This is a genomic window from Streptococcus sp. VTCC 12886, from assembly GCF_049893425.1.
GTDB classification, from domain to species: Bacteria; Bacillota; Bacilli; order Lactobacillales; family Streptococcaceae; genus Streptococcus; species Streptococcus suis_AA.
In genome coordinates this window covers 1-17953 of record NZ_JBMVJB010000040.1, presented here as the reverse complement: position 1 = coordinate 17953, position 17953 = coordinate 1, and the positions used below count along the sequence as shown (strand labels likewise).

At 40.2% G+C, this 17953-nt stretch carries 29 protein-coding genes and 3 pseudogenes; 29 read left to right on the top strand and 3 right to left on the bottom strand.

Annotated elements, in window-relative coordinates; genetic code table 11:
- Positions 1-460: pseudogene (locus ACPC57_RS10275) on the bottom strand (helix-turn-helix domain-containing protein); the annotation flags it as partial.
- Between the two features lie 471 nt (positions 461-931).
- On the opposite strand from ACPC57_RS10275, the gene rpsJ reads away from it, so the two are divergent.
- The 29 genes from rpsJ (at position 932) to rplQ (ending at position 15719) form a co-directional block, all read left to right on the top strand.
- Entirely contained in the window at positions 932-1240 is a 309-nt protein-coding gene (gene rpsJ, locus ACPC57_RS10270; protein WP_024391481.1) for a 30S ribosomal protein S10, read from the top strand.
- 214 nt (positions 1241-1454) lie between these two features.
- The gene (gene rplC, locus ACPC57_RS10265) at positions 1455-2081 is read left to right on the top strand and encodes a 50S ribosomal protein L3 (RefSeq protein WP_011921686.1); all 627 of its coding nucleotides are present in this window, start codon (positions 1455-1457) and stop codon (positions 2079-2081) included.
- Positions 2082-2105: 24 nt separating this feature from the next.
- Positions 2106-2729, top strand: a complete 624-nt coding sequence (gene rplD / locus ACPC57_RS10260) for a 50S ribosomal protein L4 (RefSeq protein WP_105126490.1) — start codon at positions 2106-2108, stop codon at positions 2727-2729.
- Positions 2729-3028: a 50S ribosomal protein L23 gene (locus ACPC57_RS10255; RefSeq protein WP_024379978.1), complete on the top strand. Its 300-nt coding sequence runs from the start codon at positions 2729-2731 to the stop codon at positions 3026-3028. Before rplD ends, ACPC57_RS10255 begins: the two co-directional genes overlap by 1 nt.
- Positions 3029-3045: 17 nt before the next feature.
- Positions 3046-3879: a 50S ribosomal protein L2 gene (gene rplB / locus ACPC57_RS10250; RefSeq protein ID WP_024391479.1), complete on the top strand. Its 834-nt coding sequence runs from the start codon at positions 3046-3048 to the stop codon at positions 3877-3879.
- Between the two features lie 101 nt (positions 3880-3980).
- On the top strand, positions 3981-4262 hold the full coding sequence (gene rpsS / locus ACPC57_RS10245; RefSeq protein WP_217374367.1) for a 30S ribosomal protein S19: 282 nt from the start codon (positions 3981-3983) through the stop codon (positions 4260-4262).
- A 17-nt stretch (positions 4263-4279) separates the two neighbouring features.
- Entirely contained in the window at positions 4280-4624 is a 345-nt protein-coding gene (rplV, locus tag ACPC57_RS10240) for a 50S ribosomal protein L22 (RefSeq protein ID WP_023369052.1), read from the top strand.
- A gap of 12 nt (positions 4625-4636) precedes the next feature.
- Positions 4637-5290 (top strand): 30S ribosomal protein S3, encoded by a 654-nt coding sequence (rpsC, locus tag ACPC57_RS10235; RefSeq protein ID WP_024391478.1) that lies wholly within the window; start codon positions 4637-4639, stop codon positions 5288-5290.
- 3 nt (positions 5291-5293) lie between these two features.
- On the top strand, positions 5294-5707 hold the full coding sequence (gene rplP, locus ACPC57_RS10230) for a 50S ribosomal protein L16 (protein WP_217374366.1): 414 nt from the start codon (positions 5294-5296) through the stop codon (positions 5705-5707).
- 9 nt (positions 5708-5716) lie between these two features.
- Positions 5717-5923 carry a 50S ribosomal protein L29 gene (rpmC, locus tag ACPC57_RS10225; protein ID WP_002936659.1) on the top strand — a complete coding sequence of 69 codons (207 nt, stop codon included), beginning with the start codon at positions 5717-5719 and terminating at the stop codon, positions 5921-5923.
- A gap of 23 nt (positions 5924-5946) precedes the next feature.
- Positions 5947-6207, top strand: coding sequence for a 30S ribosomal protein S17 (gene rpsQ / locus ACPC57_RS10220; RefSeq protein WP_000440801.1), 261 nt, complete (start codon positions 5947-5949; stop codon positions 6205-6207).
- A 24-nt stretch (positions 6208-6231) separates the two neighbouring features.
- On the top strand, positions 6232-6600 hold the full coding sequence (gene rplN / locus ACPC57_RS10215; protein ID WP_002936658.1) for a 50S ribosomal protein L14: 369 nt from the start codon (positions 6232-6234) through the stop codon (positions 6598-6600).
- 92 nt (positions 6601-6692) lie between these two features.
- Positions 6693-6998 carry a 50S ribosomal protein L24 gene (rplX, locus tag ACPC57_RS10210; protein ID WP_024391476.1) on the top strand — a complete coding sequence of 102 codons (306 nt, stop codon included), beginning with the start codon at positions 6693-6695 and terminating at the stop codon, positions 6996-6998.
- Positions 6999-7021: 23 nt separating this feature from the next.
- Positions 7022-7564: a 50S ribosomal protein L5 gene (rplE, locus tag ACPC57_RS10205; protein WP_171989236.1), complete on the top strand. Its 543-nt coding sequence runs from the start codon at positions 7022-7024 to the stop codon at positions 7562-7564.
- A 14-nt stretch (positions 7565-7578) separates the two neighbouring features.
- Positions 7579-7764 carry a type Z 30S ribosomal protein S14 gene (locus ACPC57_RS10200; RefSeq protein WP_002936651.1) on the top strand — a complete coding sequence of 62 codons (186 nt, stop codon included), beginning with the start codon at positions 7579-7581 and terminating at the stop codon, positions 7762-7764.
- A gap of 226 nt (positions 7765-7990) precedes the next feature.
- Positions 7991-8389: a 30S ribosomal protein S8 gene (gene rpsH / locus ACPC57_RS10195; RefSeq protein WP_217374364.1), complete on the top strand. Its 399-nt coding sequence runs from the start codon at positions 7991-7993 to the stop codon at positions 8387-8389.
- A gap of 358 nt (positions 8390-8747) precedes the next feature.
- Positions 8748-9284, top strand: a complete 537-nt coding sequence (rplF, locus tag ACPC57_RS10190; protein WP_217374363.1) for a 50S ribosomal protein L6 — start codon at positions 8748-8750, stop codon at positions 9282-9284.
- An 88-nt stretch (positions 9285-9372) separates the two neighbouring features.
- Positions 9373-9729 carry a 50S ribosomal protein L18 gene (rplR, locus tag ACPC57_RS10185; protein ID WP_002936641.1) on the top strand — a complete coding sequence of 119 codons (357 nt, stop codon included), beginning with the start codon at positions 9373-9375 and terminating at the stop codon, positions 9727-9729.
- 18 nt (positions 9730-9747) lie between these two features.
- Positions 9748-10242 (top strand): 30S ribosomal protein S5, encoded by a 495-nt coding sequence (gene rpsE / locus ACPC57_RS10180; RefSeq protein WP_024391473.1) that lies wholly within the window; start codon positions 9748-9750, stop codon positions 10240-10242.
- A gap of 14 nt (positions 10243-10256) precedes the next feature.
- Positions 10257-10439 carry a 50S ribosomal protein L30 gene (gene rpmD, locus ACPC57_RS10175; RefSeq protein WP_171989233.1) on the top strand — a complete coding sequence of 61 codons (183 nt, stop codon included), beginning with the start codon at positions 10257-10259 and terminating at the stop codon, positions 10437-10439.
- 129 nt (positions 10440-10568) lie between these two features.
- On the top strand, positions 10569-11009 hold the full coding sequence (gene rplO / locus ACPC57_RS10170) for a 50S ribosomal protein L15 (RefSeq protein ID WP_217374362.1): 441 nt from the start codon (positions 10569-10571) through the stop codon (positions 11007-11009).
- Positions 11010-11022: 13 nt separating this feature from the next.
- Positions 11023-12333 (top strand): preprotein translocase subunit SecY, encoded by a 1311-nt coding sequence (gene secY / locus ACPC57_RS10165; RefSeq protein WP_216806305.1) that lies wholly within the window; start codon positions 11023-11025, stop codon positions 12331-12333.
- Between the two features lie 93 nt (positions 12334-12426).
- Positions 12427-13068: an adenylate kinase gene (locus tag ACPC57_RS10160; RefSeq protein ID WP_434066907.1), complete on the top strand. Its 642-nt coding sequence runs from the start codon at positions 12427-12429 to the stop codon at positions 13066-13068.
- A 121-nt stretch (positions 13069-13189) separates the two neighbouring features.
- Positions 13190-13408 (top strand): translation initiation factor IF-1, encoded by a 219-nt coding sequence (gene infA, locus ACPC57_RS10155; protein WP_002936627.1) that lies wholly within the window; start codon positions 13190-13192, stop codon positions 13406-13408.
- Between the two features lie 24 nt (positions 13409-13432).
- A complete protein-coding gene (gene rpmJ / locus ACPC57_RS10150) occupies positions 13433-13549 on the top strand; it encodes a 50S ribosomal protein L36 (RefSeq protein ID WP_001808836.1) in 117 nt (38 codons plus the stop codon).
- Between the two features lie 19 nt (positions 13550-13568).
- On the top strand, positions 13569-13934 hold the full coding sequence (rpsM, locus tag ACPC57_RS10145) for a 30S ribosomal protein S13 (protein WP_434066906.1): 366 nt from the start codon (positions 13569-13571) through the stop codon (positions 13932-13934).
- Positions 13935-13951: 17 nt separating this feature from the next.
- The gene (gene rpsK, locus ACPC57_RS10140; protein WP_004195509.1) at positions 13952-14335 is read left to right on the top strand and encodes a 30S ribosomal protein S11; all 384 of its coding nucleotides are present in this window, start codon (positions 13952-13954) and stop codon (positions 14333-14335) included.
- Positions 14336-14379: 44 nt separating this feature from the next.
- A complete protein-coding gene (locus ACPC57_RS10135) occupies positions 14380-15318 on the top strand; it encodes a DNA-directed RNA polymerase subunit alpha (RefSeq protein ID WP_217374361.1) in 939 nt (312 codons plus the stop codon).
- A 14-nt stretch (positions 15319-15332) separates the two neighbouring features.
- Entirely contained in the window at positions 15333-15719 is a 387-nt protein-coding gene (gene rplQ, locus ACPC57_RS10130; protein WP_000331493.1) for a 50S ribosomal protein L17, read from the top strand.
- A gap of 205 nt (positions 15720-15924) precedes the next feature.
- Here the strand turns inward: rplQ and ACPC57_RS10125 are convergent.
- Both ACPC57_RS10125 and ACPC57_RS10120 read right to left on the bottom strand, forming a co-directional pair.
- Positions 15925-17315 (bottom strand): annotated as a pseudogene (locus tag ACPC57_RS10125) (transposase).
- 536 nt (positions 17316-17851) lie between these two features.
- Positions 17852-17953: pseudogene (locus tag ACPC57_RS10120) on the bottom strand (IS30 family transposase); the annotation flags it as partial.

The window sequence follows — 17953 nt, the reverse complement described above, 5'->3', positions numbered from 1 at the left end:
AAGTTAGGACTAGCTTGCTTCTTGAAACTTTTCCCTTTTCTAGGATAAAGCATGTCTGCTTTCGTCAATCCTAAATGACCATTATGAAACCAATAGTAAATGGTTGAAATGCCAACTTTCATTTTCTTCTTAACCATCATTTCAGGAGAAAATTTTTGCTTAGTATAGTGTACTATTTTCTCTTTCAATTCTTTTGTTAGGATCATCTTTTTTACCGATCGTTTTCGATTAGTTTGGTATACCGTTTGTGCATAGTCGGCAGAATAGAATTTTTGTACAGCCCTTTTCGCACTTGTTGTAAAGTTGTCCCACGCTTAACTTCATTATTAATCGTCTAAGGAGCCTTTCCAAGCAACCATGCAATTTCACGATTAGACTTGCCTTCCTTCTTTCACCGTTCAAACAGGCGACGGTTATCAATTGTCAAATGTTTGCCTTTTGGTGTATAATGTTTTTGCATCTCTGTGCCTCTTTCTTGTGTTTGTGGTGAACTACAAGTATAGCACAGAGGTGTTTTCTTATACCTTAACATCGATTTCCTTTGACAACAGGAACCCTTGAACCTGTTTTTTCAGCTAAGCCAAGCCTATGATTAGCCTTGGCTACTTAGCCTAACAGCTTCAAGCCTGTTATCAAATGAAATTACCGGCTTACTCAAAGATAGTGAAACAAATATTTTTGAGCAAGACGAGGTGGCTAACTTCATTATAGAACTTTCAAGGAAATTGAATAAACTATTTTTTTTTAAAATAAAAAGCAAAACTTCTTGCATTGTTTCCGATAATTTGGTAGACTGTTCTAGTGCCGTAAAATTCACGGCTATAGCTTTGATGCAAGAGGTTGCGACACGCTCGGTTGCATTGCCACGCAACACGTGTTGGTTTTCTTGCGGAGCTAGCCTATTATTCTAAATAGACGAAAAGGAGAAAAGATGGCAAACAAAAAAATCCGCATCCGCTTGAAAGCGTACGAACACCGTACACTTGATACAGCAGCTGCAAAAATCGTTGAAACTGCAACACGTACAGGTGCTCAAGTAGCAGGTCCAGTTCCGCTTCCAACAGAACGTAGCCTCTACACAATCATCCGTGCGACTCACAAGTATAAAGACTCTCGTGAGCAGTTCGAAATGCGTACACACAAACGTTTGGTAGATATCATTAACCCAACTCAAAAAACAGTTGATGCATTGATGAAATTGGATCTTCCAAGTGGTGTGAACGTAGAAATTAAATTGTAATCAAGCGGTGAGGCAAAAAAGCAAGTGTTCATTTAGTAATTGAACACGGGCTAAACTCCGTGTGAAAAAGATAAAATCGCCTAGGCTCGTTGAGTCGGCGTCAGATTTTCCTATTTTCACTTTGAGTTTGATGCTCTTTTTATCTTGATTTGAGCATGAAAAACGCTCGTTAAAAACTTTTTAACTATAAAATAAGAAAAGGAATATTTTTCTCATGACAAAAGGAATCTTAGGGAAAAAAGTGGGAATGACTCAAATCTTCACTGAATCAGGTGAATTTATCCCTGTTACTGTCATCGAAGCAACTCCAAACGTTGTTCTTCAAGTGAAAACAGTTGAAACTGACGGTTATGCAGCAGTTCAAGTTGGTTTTGATGACAAACGTGAAGTATTGAGCAACAAACCTGCCAAAGGCCATGTAGCTAAAGCTAACACTGCTCCTAAGCGCTTCATTCGTGAATTCAAAAACATTGAAGGCTTGGAAGTTGGACAAGAAATTACAGTTGAAACTTTCGCAGCTGGTGATGTTGTTGATGTAACTGGTACATCTAAAGGTAAAGGTTTCCAAGGTGTTATCAAACGCCATGGTCAATCACGTGGTCCTATGGCTCACGGTTCTCGTTACCACCGTCGTCCAGGTTCTATGGGTCCTGTTGCACCTAACCGTGTATTTAAAGGTAAAAATCTTGCAGGTCGCATGGGTGGCAACCGTGTAACAATCCAAAACCTTGAAGTTGTACAAGTTGTTCCGGAAAAGAATGTTATCCTTATCAAAGGTAACGTACCAGGTGCTAAGAAATCTCTTATCACTATCAAATCAGCAGTTAAAGCTGGTAAATAATAAGGAAAGGGGAAATCAGTCGAAATGGCAAACGTAACATTATTTGACCAAACTGGTAAACAAGCTGGTGAAGTAGTTCTTAACGATGCAATCTTTGGTATCGAGCCAAACCAAGCAGTTGTATTTGATGTGATCATCAGCCAACGTGCTAGCCTTCGTCAAGGTACTCACGCAGTTAAAAACCGCTCAGCAGTTTCAGGCGGCGGACGCAAACCATGGCGTCAAAAAGGAACTGGACGTGCTCGTCAAGGTTCTATCCGTTCACCACAATGGCGTGGTGGTGGCGTAGTCTTCGGACCAACTCCACGTTCATATGCGTACAAACTTCCACAAAAAGTTCGTCGCTTGGCACTTAAATCTGTTTACTCACAGAAAGTTGCCGAAAACAAATTTGTAGCTGTTAACTCACTTGAATTCACAGCTCCAAAAACTGCTGAATTTGCAAAAGTGCTTGCAGCATTGAGCATTGATTCTAAAGTCCTTGTTATTTTTGAAGAAGGCAACGAATTCGCAGCTCTTTCTGCTCGTAACATCCCAGGAGTGAAAGTTGCAACTGCAACTACTGCAAGCGTACTTGACATCGCAAATGCAGACAAACTTCTTGTAACTCAAGCAGCTATCTCTAAAATTGAGGAGGTTCTTGCATAATGAATTTGTATGATGTTATCAAAAAACCTGTCATCACAGAAAGCTCAATGGGCCAACTCGAAGCAGGCAAGTATGTATTTGAAGTTGACACTCGTGCACACAAACTCCTGATCAAACAAGCTGTTGAAGCTGCATTTGAAGGTGTTAAAGTTGCAAATGTTAACACAATCAACGTGAAACCTAAAACAAAACGTGTAGGTCGTTATGTAGGTCGCACAAACAAAGTAAAAAAAGCAATCATCACATTGACTGCTGATTCAAAAGCGATCGAATTGTTCGCTACAGCTGACGCTGAATAATCAAAGGAGGAATTAACGTGGGTATTAAAGTTTATAAACCAACGACAAATGGCCGTCGTAACATGACTTCTTTGGACTTCGCTGAAATCACGACAAGCACTCCAGAAAAAAGCTTGCTTGTTGCATTGAAAAACAAAGCTGGTCGTAACAACAATGGTCGCATCACAGTTCGTCACCAAGGTGGCGGTCACAAACGTTTCTACCGTTTGGTAGACTTCAAACGTAACAAAGATGGCGTTGAAGCAGTTGTTAAAACAATTGAATACGATCCAAACCGCTCAGCAAACATCGCTCTTGTACACTACACAGACGGTGTGAAAGCATACATCATCGCTCCTAAAGGTCTTGAAGTTGGTCAACGCATCGTTTCAGGTCCAGAAGCGGATATCAAAGTTGGTAATGCACTTCCACTTGCAAACATCCCAGTCGGTACTGTTGTTCACAACATCGAGTTGAAACCAGGTCGCGGTGGTGAGTTAGTTCGTGCTGCTGGTGCATCTGCACAGGTTCTTGGTCAAGAAGGTAAATACGTTCTTGTTCGCCTTCAATCAGGTGAAGTTCGTATGATCCTTGGTACTTGCCGTGCTACTGTTGGTACTGTAGGTAACGAACAACATGGCCTAGTAAACCTTGGTAAAGCAGGTCGTAGCCGTTGGAAAGGTATCCGTCCAACAGTTCGCGGTTCTGTAATGAACCCTAACGATCACCCACACGGTGGTGGTGAAGGTAAAGCGCCAGTTGGTCGTAAAGCACCATCTACTCCATGGGGTAAACCAGCTCTTGGTTTGAAAACTCGTAACAAGAAAGCTAAATCAGACAAACTTATCGTTCGTCGTCGCAACCAAAAGTAATTTATACTTAGTTGCTTAGTATGCTATATCATCCGCCAACTCGGTAGCCCGCATTGCGGGCAAGCCGCTGTGGTACATATTTTAAAGGAGAAAAAACTATAATGGGACGTAGTCTTAAAAAAGGACCTTTCGTCGATGAGCATTTGATAAAAAAAGTTGAAGCTCAAGCAAATGACGAAAAGAAAAAAGTAATTAAAACTTGGTCACGTCGTTCAACGATTTTCCCAAGTTTCATCGGTTATACAATTGCAGTTTACGATGGTCGTAAACACGTACCTGTATACATTCAAGAAGACATGGTAGGTCACAAACTTGGTGAATTCGCACCAACTCGTACTTACAAAGGTCATGCTGCTGACGACAAGAAAACTCGTCGTAAATAATTTAGGAGGAAAACACAATGGCAGAAATCACTTCAGCTAAAGCAACTGCTCGCACAGTACGTGTTTCACCTCGTAAATCACGTCTTGTCTTGGATAACATCCGTGGCAAAAGTGTAGCAGACGCAATCGCAATCTTGAAATTCACACCAAACAAAGCTGCAAGCATTATCGAAGGAGTTTTAAACTCAGCAATCGCTAACGCTGAAAACAACTTTGGTTTGGAAAAAGCTAACTTGGTAGTCAGCGAAGCATTCGCAAACGAAGGACCAACGTTGAAACGTTTCCGTCCTCGTGCGAAAGGTTCAGCTTCACCAATCAACAAACGCACAGCTCACATCACTGTAGTTGTGGCAGAGAAATAAGGAGGTAAAAACGTGGGTCAAAAAGTACATCCAATTGGTATGCGTGTTGGCATCATCCGTGATTGGGATGCTAAATGGTATGCTGAAAAAGAATACGCGGATTACCTTCATGAAGATCTTGCAATCCGCAACTTTATCAAAAAAGAATTGGCTGATGCGTCAACGTCAACAATCGAAATCGAACGTGCTGTAAACAAAGTAATCGTTTCTATCCACACTGCAAAACCAGGTATGGTTATCGGTAAAGCTGGTAGCAACGTTGATGCGCTTCGTGCTCAATTGAACAAATTGACTGGTAAACAAGTACACATCAACATCATCGAAATCAAACAGCCTGATTTGGATGCACACCTTGTTGGTGAGTCAATTGCTCGTCAATTGGAACAACGTGTGGCTTTCCGTCGTGCTCAAAAACAAGCTATCCAACGCACAATGCGCGCTGGTGCAAAAGGTATCAAAACACAAGTTTCTGGTCGTTTGAACGGTGCTGATATTGCCCGTGCAGAAGGCTATTCAGAAGGAACAGTTCCTCTTCATACACTTCGTGCGGATATCGACTATGCTTGGGAAGAAGCTTTGACAACTTACGGTAAACTAGGTGTTAAAGTTTGGATTTACCGTGGAGAAGTTCTTCCAGCTCGTAAAAACACTAAAGGAGGTAAATAACAAATGTTAGTACCTAAACGTGTAAAACACCGTCGTGAATTCCGTGGAAAAATGCGCGGTGAAGCTAAAGGTGGAAAACAAGTAGACTTTGGTCAATACGGTCTTCAAGCAACTACTAGCTCATGGATTACAAACCGCCAAATCGAAGCTGCCCGTATCGCTCTGACGCGTTACATGAAACGTGGTGGTAAAGTTTGGATTAAAATCTTCCCACACAAATCATACACTGCTAAAGCTATCGGTGTACGTATGGGTTCTGGTAAAGGTGCTCCTGAAGGTTGGGTAGCTCCAGTTAAACGCGGTAAGGTTATGTTTGAAATTGCTGGCGTTTCTGAAGAAGTCGCACGCGAAGCATTCCGCCTTGCTGGTCACAAATTGCCAGTTAAAGTTAAATTCGTAAAACGTGAAGCAGAATAAGGAGAAGACATGAAACTTCAAGAAATTAAAGATTTTGTAAAAGAACTTCGTGGCCTTTCTCAAGAAGAACTTGCTAAGAAAGAAAACGAATTGAAGAAAGAACTCTTCGAACTTCGTTTTCAAGCTGCTGCTGGTCAACTTGAGCAAACTGCTCGTTTGAACGAAGTGAAGAAACAAATTGCACGTATCAAAACTGTGCAATCTGAAACTAAATAATAGATTGGGAAAGGAGAATTTCAATGGAACGCAATAATCGTAAAGTTCTTGTTGGACGCGTAGTATCTGACAAAATGGACAAAACAATCACAGTTGTAGTTGAAACTAAACGTAACCACCCAGTCTATGGTAAACGTATTAACTACTCTAAAAAGTACAAAGCTCATGATGAAAACAATGTTGCTAAAGAAGGCGATATCGTTCGTATCATGGAAACTCGCCCACTTTCAGCTACAAAACGTTTCCGTCTTGTAGAAGTTGTGGAAGAGGCAGTTATCATTTAATCAACCTGAAAGGAGAAAATTGACATGATTCAAACAGAAACCCGTTTGAAAGTTGCTGACAACAGTGGCGCACGTGAAATCTTGACAATCAAAGTTCTTGGTGGTTCAGGACGTAAATTCGCGAACATCGGCGACATCATCGTTGCTTCAGTAAAACAAGCTACTCCTGGTGGTGCGGTTAAAAAAGGTGACGTTGTTAAAGCCGTTATCGTTCGTACTAAGACAGGTGCTCGTCGTGCTGATGGTTCATATATCAAATTCGATGAGAATGCTGCAGTTATCATCCGTGAAGACAAAAACCCTCGCGGAACTCGTATCTTTGGCCCAGTGGCACGCGAATTGCGTGATGGCGGTTTCATGAAAATCGTTTCATTGGCACCAGAAGTACTTTAATTTAAAATCTAACAAACTAAGTCCCCTGGTTAACTAACTAACTAACTAACCAGGGTGCCCATTAGGGCGTAAGAAATTATAGGAGAAATCAAATGTTTGTAAAAAAAGGCGATAAAGTTCGCGTAATCGCTGGTAAAGACAAAGGCGTTGAAGCAGTTGTCGTAACAGCACTTCCAAAAGTTAACAAAGTGATTGTTGAAGGTGTTAACATCGTTAAGAAACACCAAAAACCAAACAACGAAAACCCTCAAGGTGCTATCGTTGAAAAAGAAGCTCCAATCCATGTGTCAAACGTTCAAGTTCTTGACAAAAATGGTGTTGCTGGACGCGTTGGTTATAAATTTGTAGACGGCAAAAAAGTTCGTTACAATAAAAAATCAGGCGAAGTGCTTGATTAATCACGAAGGAAAGGAGAAGTATAATGGCAAATCGTTTAAAAGAAAAATATCTTAAAGAAGTAGTTCCTGCCTTGACTGAACAATTTAACTATTCTTCAGTTATGGCTGTACCAAAAGTTGATAAGATCGTTTTGAACATGGGTGTTGGTGACGCTGTTTCTAACGCTAAAAACCTTGAAAAAGCTGCTCAAGAGTTGGCTTTGATTTCAGGTCAAAAACCACTTATCACTAAAGCTAAGAAATCAATCGCCGGCTTCCGTCTTCGTGAGGGTGTTGCAATCGGTGCGAAAGTAACTCTTCGTGGCGAACGTATGTATGAATTCTTGGATAAATTGGTTTCAGTTTCACTCCCACGAGTACGTGACTTCCACGGAGTACCAACTAAGTCATTCGACGGACGTGGTAACTTCACACTTGGTGTGAAAGAGCAATTGATCTTCCCAGAAATCAACTTCGACGATGTTGATAAAACTCGCGGTTTGGATATCGTTATCGTTACAACTGCTAACACTGACGAAGAATCACGTGCATTGCTTACTGGCCTTGGTATGCCATTTGCAAAATAAGAGGGAGAGAATAAATGGCTAAAAAATCAATGATCGCTAAGAACAAACGCCCAGCTAAGTTCTCAACTCAAGCCTACACACGCTGTGAAAAATGTGGACGTCCACACTCAGTTTACCGCAAATTCAAACTTTGCCGTGTATGCTTCCGCGACTTGGCTTACCTTGGACAGATTCCGGGCGTAACGAAAGCTTCTTGGTAAAATAAGATGTGAGAGCGGTTAGCAACCAGCGCAAAGATAGGAGATTTGACGATGAAGTTTCCTTCTAGGAAAATCTATCTTCTTTGCTAAGGTTGTAGCTCTAACTCAGGTGTCTAAATAAACTCGATACAAAGTTTGCTTGTCAATTTGGATTTTAGCGCTCTTTGTATCATGAATTAACTAGTAAGTGATTTAATCAAACTGCTAGTAAGAGGAGAAACAACAAATGGTTATGACTGACCCAATTGCAGATTTTTTGACACGTATTCGTAATGCTAACCAAGCAAAACACGAAGTGCTTGAAGTACCTGCATCAAACATCAAAAAAGGTATTGCTACAATCCTTAAAAACGAAGGTTTTGTAAAAAACGTTGAATTTATCGAAGATGACAAACAAGGCATCATCCGCGTATTCTTGAAATACGGACAAAACGGTGAAAAAGTTATTACTAACTTGAAACGTGTTTCAAAACCAGGTCTTCGTGTTTACTCAAAACATGAAGATATTCCTAAAGTTCTTAACGGACTTGGAATTGCAATCATCTCAACATCAGAAGGTCTTTTGACTGACAAAGAAGCTCGTCAAAAGAACGCTGGTGGTGAGGTTCTTGCATACGTTTGGTAATTGGATGATACCAAGAGCACAGTGACCCAAGTGAAAATAGGAAATCAAACGAAGAATGCTTGCATTCAAGTTTGATTTATCTTTTTCACACAGGTCATAGATCGGGTTCAAATCTAACAATCTGATTTGAATGTATCATAAAACCAAACAGCATGATTGCTTCTCAAATGCGATCATGAATCCTGCTCATTCTAACACGGGCTAAAGTCTGTGTAAAAAAGACAATCCTTCCTCGAAGCTTAGGCTTCTGCGTCAGGATTTCTATTTTTACTTTGACTTCTTTATGCCCTCTGTATCATGAGCCCCCGTGAAAACTGGTCGCTTGACGGCTTGATAATTTAACAGGAGAAATAAAAACATGTCACGTATTGGTAATAAAATTATTACATTGCCTGCTGGTGTTGAGCTTACTCAAGACAACGGTGTGGTAACTGTAAAAGGACCTAAAGGGGAATTGACTCGTGAATTCCCGGCTGCTATTGAAATCCGTGTGGAAGGTACAGAAGTAACTCTTCACCGTCCAAACGATTCAAAAGAAATGAAGACTATTCACGGTACTAGCCGTGCCAACCTCAATAACATGGTTGTTGGTGTTTCTGAAGGCTTCAAAAAAGAACTTGAAATGCGTGGTGTCGGTTACCGTGCGCAATTAGCTGGTAACAAATTGACACTTGCTGTTGGTAAATCACATCCAGATGAAGTGGTTGCACCAGAAGGTATTACATTTGAAGTTCCGACACCAACACAAATCGTCGTGTCTGGTATCAACAAAGAAGTTGTTGGTCAAACAGCAGCTTACATCCGTAGCCTTCGCGCTCCTGAGCCATACAAAGGTAAAGGTATTCGTTATGTTGGTGAATTCGTTCGCCGCAAAGAAGGTAAAACAGGTAAATAATAAGTTGCTGAGGTGGCTATGCCACCTGGCTGACTATTTCTCAAATTGTTTCGAAAGAAACAGAATCATACATTAAGAGGTGAATATTGTGATTTCAAAACCAGATAAAAACAAAATCCGCCAAAAACGCCATCGTCGCGTTCGCGGTAAAATCTCTGGAACTGCTGCTCGCCCACGTTTGAACATTTTCCGTTCTAATACAGGCATCTACGCTCAAGTGATTGATGACGTAGCGGGTGTAACGCTCGCAAGCGCTTCTACTCTTGATAAAGAAGTTTCAAAAGGTACTAAGACAGAACAAGCTGTTGTTGTAGGTAAACTCGTTGCTGAACGCGCGGTAGCTAAAGGTATTTCTGAAGTGGTCTTTGACCGCGGTGGATATCTCTATCACGGACGTGTGAAAGCTTTGGCTGAATCAGCTCGTGAAAACGGATTGAAATTCTAATAGGGAGGACACTAAGAAATGGCATTCAAAGATAACGCAGTTGAAATTGAAGAACGCGTAGTAGCCATCAACCGTGTTACAAAAGTTGTTAAAGGTGGACGTCGTCTTCGTTTCGCAGCTCTTGTGGTTGTTGGTGACCGTAACGGTCGCGTAGGTTTCGGTACTGGTAAAGCTCAAGAAGTACCAGAAGCTATCCGTAAAGCAGTTGAATCTGCTAAGAAAAACATGATTGAAGTACCAATGGTTGGTACAACAATCCCTCACGAAGTTCGTTCAGAATTTGGCGGAGCTCGTGTATTGTTGAAACCTGCTGCTGAAGGTTCTGGGGTTGCTGCCGGTGGTGCGACTCGTGCCGTAATCGAATTGGCAGGTATCGCAGATGTGACTTCTAAGTCACTTGGTTCAAACACACCAATCAACATCGTTCGTGCAACTGTTGAAGGTTTGAAACAATTGAAACGTGCTGAAGAAGTGGCTGCACTTCGTGGCATCTCAGTTTCTGATTTAGCATAAGAAAGGAGATACTAATGGCTCAAATTAAAATTACTTTGACTAAGTCTCCAATCGGTCGCAAACCAGAGCAACGTAAAACAGTTGTTGCACTTGGACTTGGTAAATTGAACTCTTCAGTTGTTAAGGAAGATAACGTAGCTATTCTTGGAATGGTTAATGCTATCTCTCACTTGGTAACTGTTGAAGAAGTTAAGTAATCATACAAATAGGCTAAGTCGCATAGAAGAATCTTTGCGGCTTCTAGTCCATTTTTACATAAGGCGAGTTTGTGAATGAAGACTCTTGTACTTCACAGGCGCTAGCATATAAAAGAGGAGAAAATAATAATGAAACTTCATGAATTACAACCTGCTACAGGTTCACGTAAAGTACGCAACCGTGTAGGTCGTGGTACATCATCAGGTAACGGTAAAACATCTGGCCGTGGTCAAAAAGGTCAAAAGGCTCGTAGCGGTGGTGGTGTTCGCCTAGGTTTTGAAGGTGGACAAACTCCATTGTTCCGTCGAATTCCAAAACGTGGCTTTACAAACATCAACGCTAAAGAATATGCAATCGTTAACCTTGATCAATTGAACGCTTTTGAAGATGGTGCAGAAGTAACACCAGTTGTACTTATCGAAACTGGAATCGTTAAAGCTGAAAAATCAGGAATTAAAATTCTTGGTAACGGTGAATTAACGAAGAAATTGACAGTTAAAGCTGCTAAATTCTCTAAATCAGCTGAAGAAGCAATCACTTCTAAAGGTGGGTCAGTAGAAGTCATCTAAGAGGTGCCAACCTATGTTTTTAAAACTTTTAAAAGACGCCGTAAAGGTTAGATTAGTACGTAACAAAATATTGTTCACTATCTTCATCCTTTTTGTCTTCCGAGTTGGAACTCACATTACAGTTCCAGGTATTAACGCCAAGAGTCTTGAAGCCCTCTCAAATGTACCGTTTTTAAATATGTTGAGCTTGGTTTCAGGAAACGCAATGCGTAATTTTTCAGTTTTTGCACTAGGGGTTAGTCCATATATCACTGCTTCGATTATTGTTCAACTTTTACAAATGGATATCCTTCCAAAATTTGTTGAATGGGGTAAGCAAGGTGAAGTGGGCCGTCGCAAACTGAATCAAGCAACACGTTATATCTCTTTGGGATTAGCTTTTGTCCAATCTATTGGTATTACTGCAGGTTTTAATGCGCTTTCGGGTGTACAACTGACAAATATGCCTTTGAATTGGCAAATGTACCTTTTAATCGGTTCTATTTTGACAACTGGTTCAGTCATTGTAACTTGGTTGGGTGAGCAGATTACAGAAAAAGGGTATGGAAATGGTACGTCCATGATTATCTTCGCAGGGATTATATCTTCCCTACCAGGAACGTTTCACGAGATTTATATTGATCGTTTTGTCAATATTGAATCTAGTCGATTGGGAGAATCAGCTATCTTTGTAGCAATCTTGGTTGTATTAATTTTATTAGTCGTTTACTTCACGACATTTGTACAACAAGCAGAATACAAATTGCCAATCCAATATACAAAAAGAGCTCAAGGAGCACCATCTAGTTCTTACTTACCATTGAAATTAAATCCAGCAGGTGTTATTCCCGTGATTTTTGCTGGTTCAATTACAGCAGTACCTACATCTCTTATTCAATACTTTGCAAGTCAGAATCAGAGTGCAGGTTGGTTATTGACTGTTCAAGAATATTTTGATTATTCAACGGTAAAAGGAATGCTGGTATATGCCGGATTGATTATTGTATTCACATTCTTCTATACCTTTGTTCAAGTCAATCCAGAAAAAACTGCTGAAAGCCTTCAAAAGAGCGCAGCATATATCCATGGGGTTCGACCTGGTAACGGGACTGAGCAATATCTGTCTAAGCTTCTAACAAGATTGGCAACAGTTGGTGCTTTATTCTTGAGTTTTGTTGCTTTGTTGCCGATTATTGCACAAAATCTCTTTGGACTTTCTTCAAACATTGCATTCCTAGGTACAAGTTTGATCATTGTTATCTCTACAAGTATTGAAGGAATCAAGCAATTGGAAGGCTACCTTCTTAAGAGAAAATATGTAGGTTTCTTAGAAATTACAGAATAGAATACAGGTTGACCTCGTCAACCTTCTATTTTGTTTTTAGATAAGTTTGTCAATATTGGCAAACTTATGTGAAAACAAAATAAGGAGTTTGTCATGAATCTTTTAATTATGGGTTTACCAGGTGCTGGTAAAGGAACACAAGCAGCTAAGATTGTTGAGAAATATAATGTTGCTCACATTTCAACAGGCGATATGTTTCGCGCAGCAATAGCTAATCAAACTGAAATGGGCAAATTAGCTAAGTCATATATTGACAAAGGCGAACTTGTGCCTGATGAGGTTACAAATGGTATTGTGAAAGAGCGTTTAGCTCAGAATGATATCAAAGAAAAAGGTTTCTTATTAGATGGATACCCACGAACAATTGAACAAGCATATGCGCTTGATGCAAACCTAGATGAGTTAGATATTGAGCTGCAGGGAGTCATCAATATTGAAATTGATCCTTCTAAACTTGTAGAACGTCTCAGTGGACGTATCATTCATAAAGAAACTGGGGAAACGTTCCATAAAGTATTCAACCCACCTGTTGGAGACTATAAGGAAGAAGATTTTTATCAACGTGAAGATGACAAACCAGAGTCTGTTAAGCGCCGTTTAGAAGTAAACATTGCCCAAGGTCAGCCGATTATCGACCATTACCGTGCAAAAGGTTTGGTTCATGATGTTGAAGGCGATCAAGACATCGAACTTGTTTTCCAAGCAATTGATACTATATTATCAAAATTGCAATAATCTAATGGATTTGGCTTGCGTTTTTCTAGCAAAGATGATAAAATAGCCTAGTCTGACTTATAATTGTTACCTCTGTGTTCAGAGGACATCAAATCGATATTTAGAGAGGGGTTACTTTTGCATGGCAAAAGAAGATGTGATTGAAATTGAAGGCAAAGTAGTCGATACAATGCCAAATGCTATGTTTACTGTTGAGTTGGAAAACGGACACCAAGTCCTTGCAACTGTTTCTGGTAAAATCCGTAAGAACTACATTCGTATTTTGGTCGGTGACCGCGTAACTGTTGAGCTTAGTCCTTACGACTTGACACGTGGACGTATCACATACCGCTTTAAATAGTCGAAATACTTGGAGGGATTAAACATGAAAGTAAGACCATCGGTCAAACCAATTTGCGAATACTGCAAAGTTATTCGTCGTAATGGTCGTGTTATGGTAATTTGCCCAGCAAACCCTAAACACAAGCAACGTCAAGGTTAAGAAATAGAAAGGAGAAAACATGGCTCGTATTGCTGGAGTTGACATTCCAAATGACAAACGTGTAGTTATTTCATTGACTTATGTTTATGGTATCGGTCTTGCAACATCTAAAAAAATTCTTGCAGCTGCAGGCATTTCAGAAGATGTACGCGTGAAAGATTTGACATCAGATCAACAAGATGCTATTCGTCGTGAAGTTGATGCAATCAAAGTTGAAGGTGACCTCCGTCGTGAAGTTAACTTGAACATTAAACGTTTGATGGAAATCGGTTCATACCGTGGAATCCGTCACCGTCGTGGACTTCCTGTCCGTGGACAAAACACTAAAAACAATGCTCGTACTCGTAAAGGTAAAGCCGTTGCGATTGCAGGTAAGAAAAAATAATATAGGAGGTAGAAAAATTGGCTAAACCAACACGTAAACGTCGTGTGAAAAAGAATATCGAATCCGGTATTGCACATATTCACGCTACATTTAATAACACAATTGTTATGATTACTGATGTGCATGGTAACGCTATTGCTTGGTCATCAGCTGGTGCTCTTGGTTTTAAAGGTTCACGTAAATCTACACCATTCGCAGCCCAAATGGCTTCAGAAGCAGCTGCTAAATCTGCACAAGAACACGGTCTAAAAACAGTTGAAGTTACCGTTAAAGGCCCAGGTTCAGGTCGTGAGTCTGCTATCCGCGCTCTTGCTGCCGCTGGTCTTGAAGTAACAGCAATTCGTGATGTGACTCCTGTACCACACAATGGTGCTCGTCCTCCAAAACGTCGCCGTGTATAATCATACATACCATACACAGCTTTTCGTTTAAGAGGGAGTAAGAAATGATTGAGTTTGAAAAACCAACAATAACAAAAATTGATGAAAATAAAGATTACGGCAGATTTGTAATCGAGCCATTAGAACGTGGTTACGGTACAACTCTTGGTAACTCTCTTCGTCGTGTACTTCTTGCATCACTCCCAGGTGCTGCAATTACATCAATTAAAATTGATGGTGTACTCCACGAATTCGACACAGTTCCGGGTGTCCGTGAAGATGTTATGCAAATCATTCTTAACATCAAAGGCATTGCTGTAAAATCTTATGTCGAAGACGAAAAGAAAATTGAACTTGATGTAGTAGGTCCAGCTGAAGTGACAGCAGGTGACATTCTTACAGATAGTGACATAGAAATTGTAAACCCTGACCATTATCTATTTACCATTGCTGAAGGTAAAACATTTAAAGCGATTTTGACAGTCAATTCAGGTCGTGGTTATGTCCCTGCAGAAGGTAATAAAAAAGATGACGCGCCAGTAGGTACACTTGCTGTAGATTCTATCTATACGCCAGTAAAAAAAGTCAATTATCAAGTTGAACCAGCCCGTGTTGGTAGCAACGATGGTTTTGACAAATTAACACTTGAAATCAGTACTAATGGTACTATTATTCCAGAAGATGCTCTAGGTCTTTCTGCACGTATTTTGATGGAACACCTTGGTCTATTTACAGATTTGACTGAAGTTGCAAAGTCAGCAGATGTGATGAAAGAAACAGAGACTGCATCGGATGATCGCATGCTTGATCGTACGATTGAGGAATTGGACCTTTCTGTTCGCTCATATAACTGTCTTAAACGTGCAGGTATCAACACTGTATTTGATTTGACAGAGAAGACTGAACCAGAAATGATGAAAGTGCGCAATCTTGGCCGTAAGAGTCTTGAAGAAGTCAAAGTTAAATTGGCAGATCTTGGTCTAGGATTGAAAAAAGATAAATAATATAGGAGGAAATCATGGCATACCGTAAACTAGGACGCACTAGCTCACAACGTAAAGCAATGTTGCGCGATTTGACAACTGACCTTTTGATCAACGAATCAATTGTTACAACTGAAGCTCGTGCTAAAGAAATCCGTAAAACAGTTGAAAAAATGATCACACTTGGTAAACGTGGTGACTTGCACGCTCGTCGTCAAGCTGCTGCATTTGTTCGTAATGAAATTGCATCTGAAAACTATGATGAAGCAACAGATAAGTATACTTCTACAACTGCACTTCAAAAATTGTTCTCAGAAATCGCACCTCGTTATGCTGAACGCAACGGTGGATACACTCGTATTCTAAAAACTGAACCACGTCGTGGCGATGCTGCCCCAATGGCAATTATCGAACTTGTATAAGATCATCAATTTTGTTGAGTGTTATGATGATGGAATTCCATGTGGGTTCTTAGTCTAGCTCTGGTCTACCGCCGAGCCTGTCTCGGCGGTAACACTCATCATATTGATTGGACGCTTGTTTACGAAATTATTCTAAAGTAGAATAATTTCGTAAGCAGGCGTTTTTCTTTCGGCTCTTTGTCAACTGTAGTGGGTAGATGAAAAGCTAACATCTAGAGAGGACGAACTTCGCTCTCTCTTTCTTTATCTCTTTCTTGTTTTTAGGAGATAAGCTGAAAAGGGCTCTCCACAGCCCTTTTCACTGTTCAAAGCAATCAAAACCCGTTTTTTAAAGTTTTCAAAGTTCCTGAAACCAAAGGCATTTCTCTTAATGACTTTGATGAGATTGTTGGTAGCTTCCAGTTTGGCGTTGGAATAAGGCAATTCCATGGCGTTTAAAACCTTGTCCTTATCCTTTAAAAATGTCTTCAATACCGTCTGGAAAATAGGATTAACTGTGGCTATTTCCTGTTCAATGAGGTCAAAGAAATGGTCTGAGTTCTTCTCTTGGAAATGAAATAAGAGAAGCTGATAGAGTTCATAGTGTTGTCTGAGTTCCTCGGAGAAAGACAGGAGTTTTTCGAGTATTTCCTTGTTAGTCAAATGCATTCGAAACATAGGGCGATAAAATCGTTTATCGCTGAGTTTACGGCTATCTTGTTGTATCAATTTCCAGTAACGTTTCAAGGCTCGGTATTCCTGGGATTTTCTGTCGAATTGATTCATAATTTGAATACGGACACGGTTCATAGCACGACTAAGGTGTTGCACGATATGAAAGCGGTCGAGTACAATTTTTGCATTGGGGAGTGAAACAGTCTGGGAATAGACTGTTTCAGCCTGAGCTCAGAAATAGAAGAGCGAAGGGGCTAGCCAAGTTGATAATAGGGACTAAACATATCCATGGTAATCACTTTGACCCGATTTCTAACCTTTCTAGGATAGCGTAGAAAGTGGTTTCGGATGGTTGCTTGAGTTCTTCCGTCGAGAATGGCGATGACATTTAGGGAGTCGAAATCTTGAGCGATGAAGCTCATTTTCCCCTTCTTGAAGGCAGCTCAAACAGTCTATCCCCAGACTGTTTGACTCCCAGCTCATCACCTCAGGTAGGGTATTCCAATGCGTTTCAAACTTGAACTCATTGAGCTTTCTCATAACTGACGATGTTGAGATAGATAGTCTGTGTGCAATATGTTGCATTGCTTGATTTTCGATGAGTAATTGTGCGATTTTCTGGTTAACAGCGACAGAGATTTGGTGGTTTTTCTTGACAAGAGGAGTTTCAGCGACTGCCATTTTTCCGCAATCTTTACACTTGAAACGACGCTTTCGAAGACGGATAAGTAAGGGATAGCCAGCTGTTTCTAGGTAGGGGATCTTAGAGGCTTTCTGGAAATCATATTTAGCCATTTGTCCCTTGCATTTTGGGCATTTAGGGGCTGTGTAGTCCAAGTGACCGTGGAGTTCTAAGTGAGTCCCCATATCATATTCATCAGTGATAGTGATATTTTTGTCTTTAATTCTGAGAAAATTTGTGATAAGATTTAGTTGTTCCATATGAACCCTTTCTAATGTGAGTTTCGTCGCTTTTCATTATAGGTCATATGGGACTTTTTTTCTACACTAAAAAAGGCTCCATAATCTCTACAGTGGATTTACCCACTACAGAAATTATAGAGCCTTTTATGCTTGCTCAATGTCAATTAGGATGAAGAAAGCATAAACGTTGTGTTTTTCGTGCAAAGCAATTCACCTAAAACATTTGAAGTAAACTTCTAAAAAGTAGAGAGAGTAAAATGTGTGGGTATTTAAGGGTACCTTATCAACTTTTAAATTTCTTTAGAGTCATATCTCAGAATCTATAGATTAAGAATTATTCATCACTCTTTAGTCTTTATATTTTGACCTAAAAACGTCCACTGATCTAATATACTCCGTCTTTCCCATGAAGGGGGTAGCTGTTGCAGCAAATATATTCTTCAGGAAACAATTCGCTTAAATGACAAAATTCTGTACCATATGCAGCAGAGATGTGAGAATTTGCTAAACTATAAAGACTACCATCAGTGCGGGATGCCTGCACAGTCTGTAGTTTTGTGAGGATGAATTGGTATCAACTTCGTCAATCCTAAATGGCCATTATGAAACCAATAGTAAATGGTTGAAATGCCAACTTTCATTTTCTTCTTCTTAAC

Excerpts from the sequence above, each read along its gene's own strand:
- rpsJ (WP_024391481.1), top strand. The coding sequence starts at position 932 with ATGGCAAACAAAAAAATCCGCATCCGCTTGAAAGCGTACGAACACCGT.
- rplC (WP_011921686.1), top strand. The coding sequence starts at position 1,455 with ATGACAAAAGGAATCTTAGGGAAAAAAGTGGGAATGACTCAAATCTTC.
- rplD (WP_105126490.1), top strand. The coding sequence starts at position 2,106 with ATGGCAAACGTAACATTATTTGACCAAACTGGTAAACAAGCTGGTGAA.
- ACPC57_RS10255 (WP_024379978.1), top strand. The coding sequence starts at position 2,729 with ATGAATTTGTATGATGTTATCAAAAAACCTGTCATCACAGAAAGCTCA.
- rpsS (WP_217374367.1), top strand. The coding sequence starts at position 3,981 with ATGGGACGTAGTCTTAAAAAAGGACCTTTCGTCGATGAGCATTTGATA.
- rplV (WP_023369052.1), top strand. The coding sequence starts at position 4,280 with ATGGCAGAAATCACTTCAGCTAAAGCAACTGCTCGCACAGTACGTGTT.
- rplP (WP_217374366.1), top strand. The coding sequence starts at position 5,294 with ATGTTAGTACCTAAACGTGTAAAACACCGTCGTGAATTCCGTGGAAAA.
- rpmC (WP_002936659.1), top strand. The coding sequence starts at position 5,717 with ATGAAACTTCAAGAAATTAAAGATTTTGTAAAAGAACTTCGTGGCCTT.
- rpsQ (WP_000440801.1), top strand. The coding sequence starts at position 5,947 with ATGGAACGCAATAATCGTAAAGTTCTTGTTGGACGCGTAGTATCTGAC.
- rplN (WP_002936658.1), top strand. The coding sequence starts at position 6,232 with ATGATTCAAACAGAAACCCGTTTGAAAGTTGCTGACAACAGTGGCGCA.
- rplX (WP_024391476.1), top strand. The coding sequence starts at position 6,693 with ATGTTTGTAAAAAAAGGCGATAAAGTTCGCGTAATCGCTGGTAAAGAC.
- rplE (WP_171989236.1), top strand. The coding sequence starts at position 7,022 with ATGGCAAATCGTTTAAAAGAAAAATATCTTAAAGAAGTAGTTCCTGCC.
- ACPC57_RS10200 (WP_002936651.1), top strand. The coding sequence starts at position 7,579 with ATGGCTAAAAAATCAATGATCGCTAAGAACAAACGCCCAGCTAAGTTC.
- rpsH (WP_217374364.1), top strand. The coding sequence starts at position 7,991 with ATGGTTATGACTGACCCAATTGCAGATTTTTTGACACGTATTCGTAAT.
- rplF (WP_217374363.1), top strand. The coding sequence starts at position 8,748 with ATGTCACGTATTGGTAATAAAATTATTACATTGCCTGCTGGTGTTGAG.
- rpsE (WP_024391473.1), top strand. The coding sequence starts at position 9,748 with ATGGCATTCAAAGATAACGCAGTTGAAATTGAAGAACGCGTAGTAGCC.
- rpmD (WP_171989233.1), top strand. The coding sequence starts at position 10,257 with ATGGCTCAAATTAAAATTACTTTGACTAAGTCTCCAATCGGTCGCAAA.
- rplO (WP_217374362.1), top strand. The coding sequence starts at position 10,569 with ATGAAACTTCATGAATTACAACCTGCTACAGGTTCACGTAAAGTACGC.
- secY (WP_216806305.1), top strand. The coding sequence starts at position 11,023 with ATGTTTTTAAAACTTTTAAAAGACGCCGTAAAGGTTAGATTAGTACGT.
- ACPC57_RS10160 (WP_434066907.1), top strand. The coding sequence starts at position 12,427 with ATGAATCTTTTAATTATGGGTTTACCAGGTGCTGGTAAAGGAACACAA.
- infA (WP_002936627.1), top strand. The coding sequence starts at position 13,190 with ATGGCAAAAGAAGATGTGATTGAAATTGAAGGCAAAGTAGTCGATACA.
- rpmJ (WP_001808836.1), top strand. The coding sequence starts at position 13,433 with ATGAAAGTAAGACCATCGGTCAAACCAATTTGCGAATACTGCAAAGTT.
- rpsM (WP_434066906.1), top strand. The coding sequence starts at position 13,569 with ATGGCTCGTATTGCTGGAGTTGACATTCCAAATGACAAACGTGTAGTT.
- ACPC57_RS10135 (WP_217374361.1), top strand. The coding sequence starts at position 14,380 with ATGATTGAGTTTGAAAAACCAACAATAACAAAAATTGATGAAAATAAA.
- rplQ (WP_000331493.1), top strand. The coding sequence starts at position 15,333 with ATGGCATACCGTAAACTAGGACGCACTAGCTCACAACGTAAAGCAATG.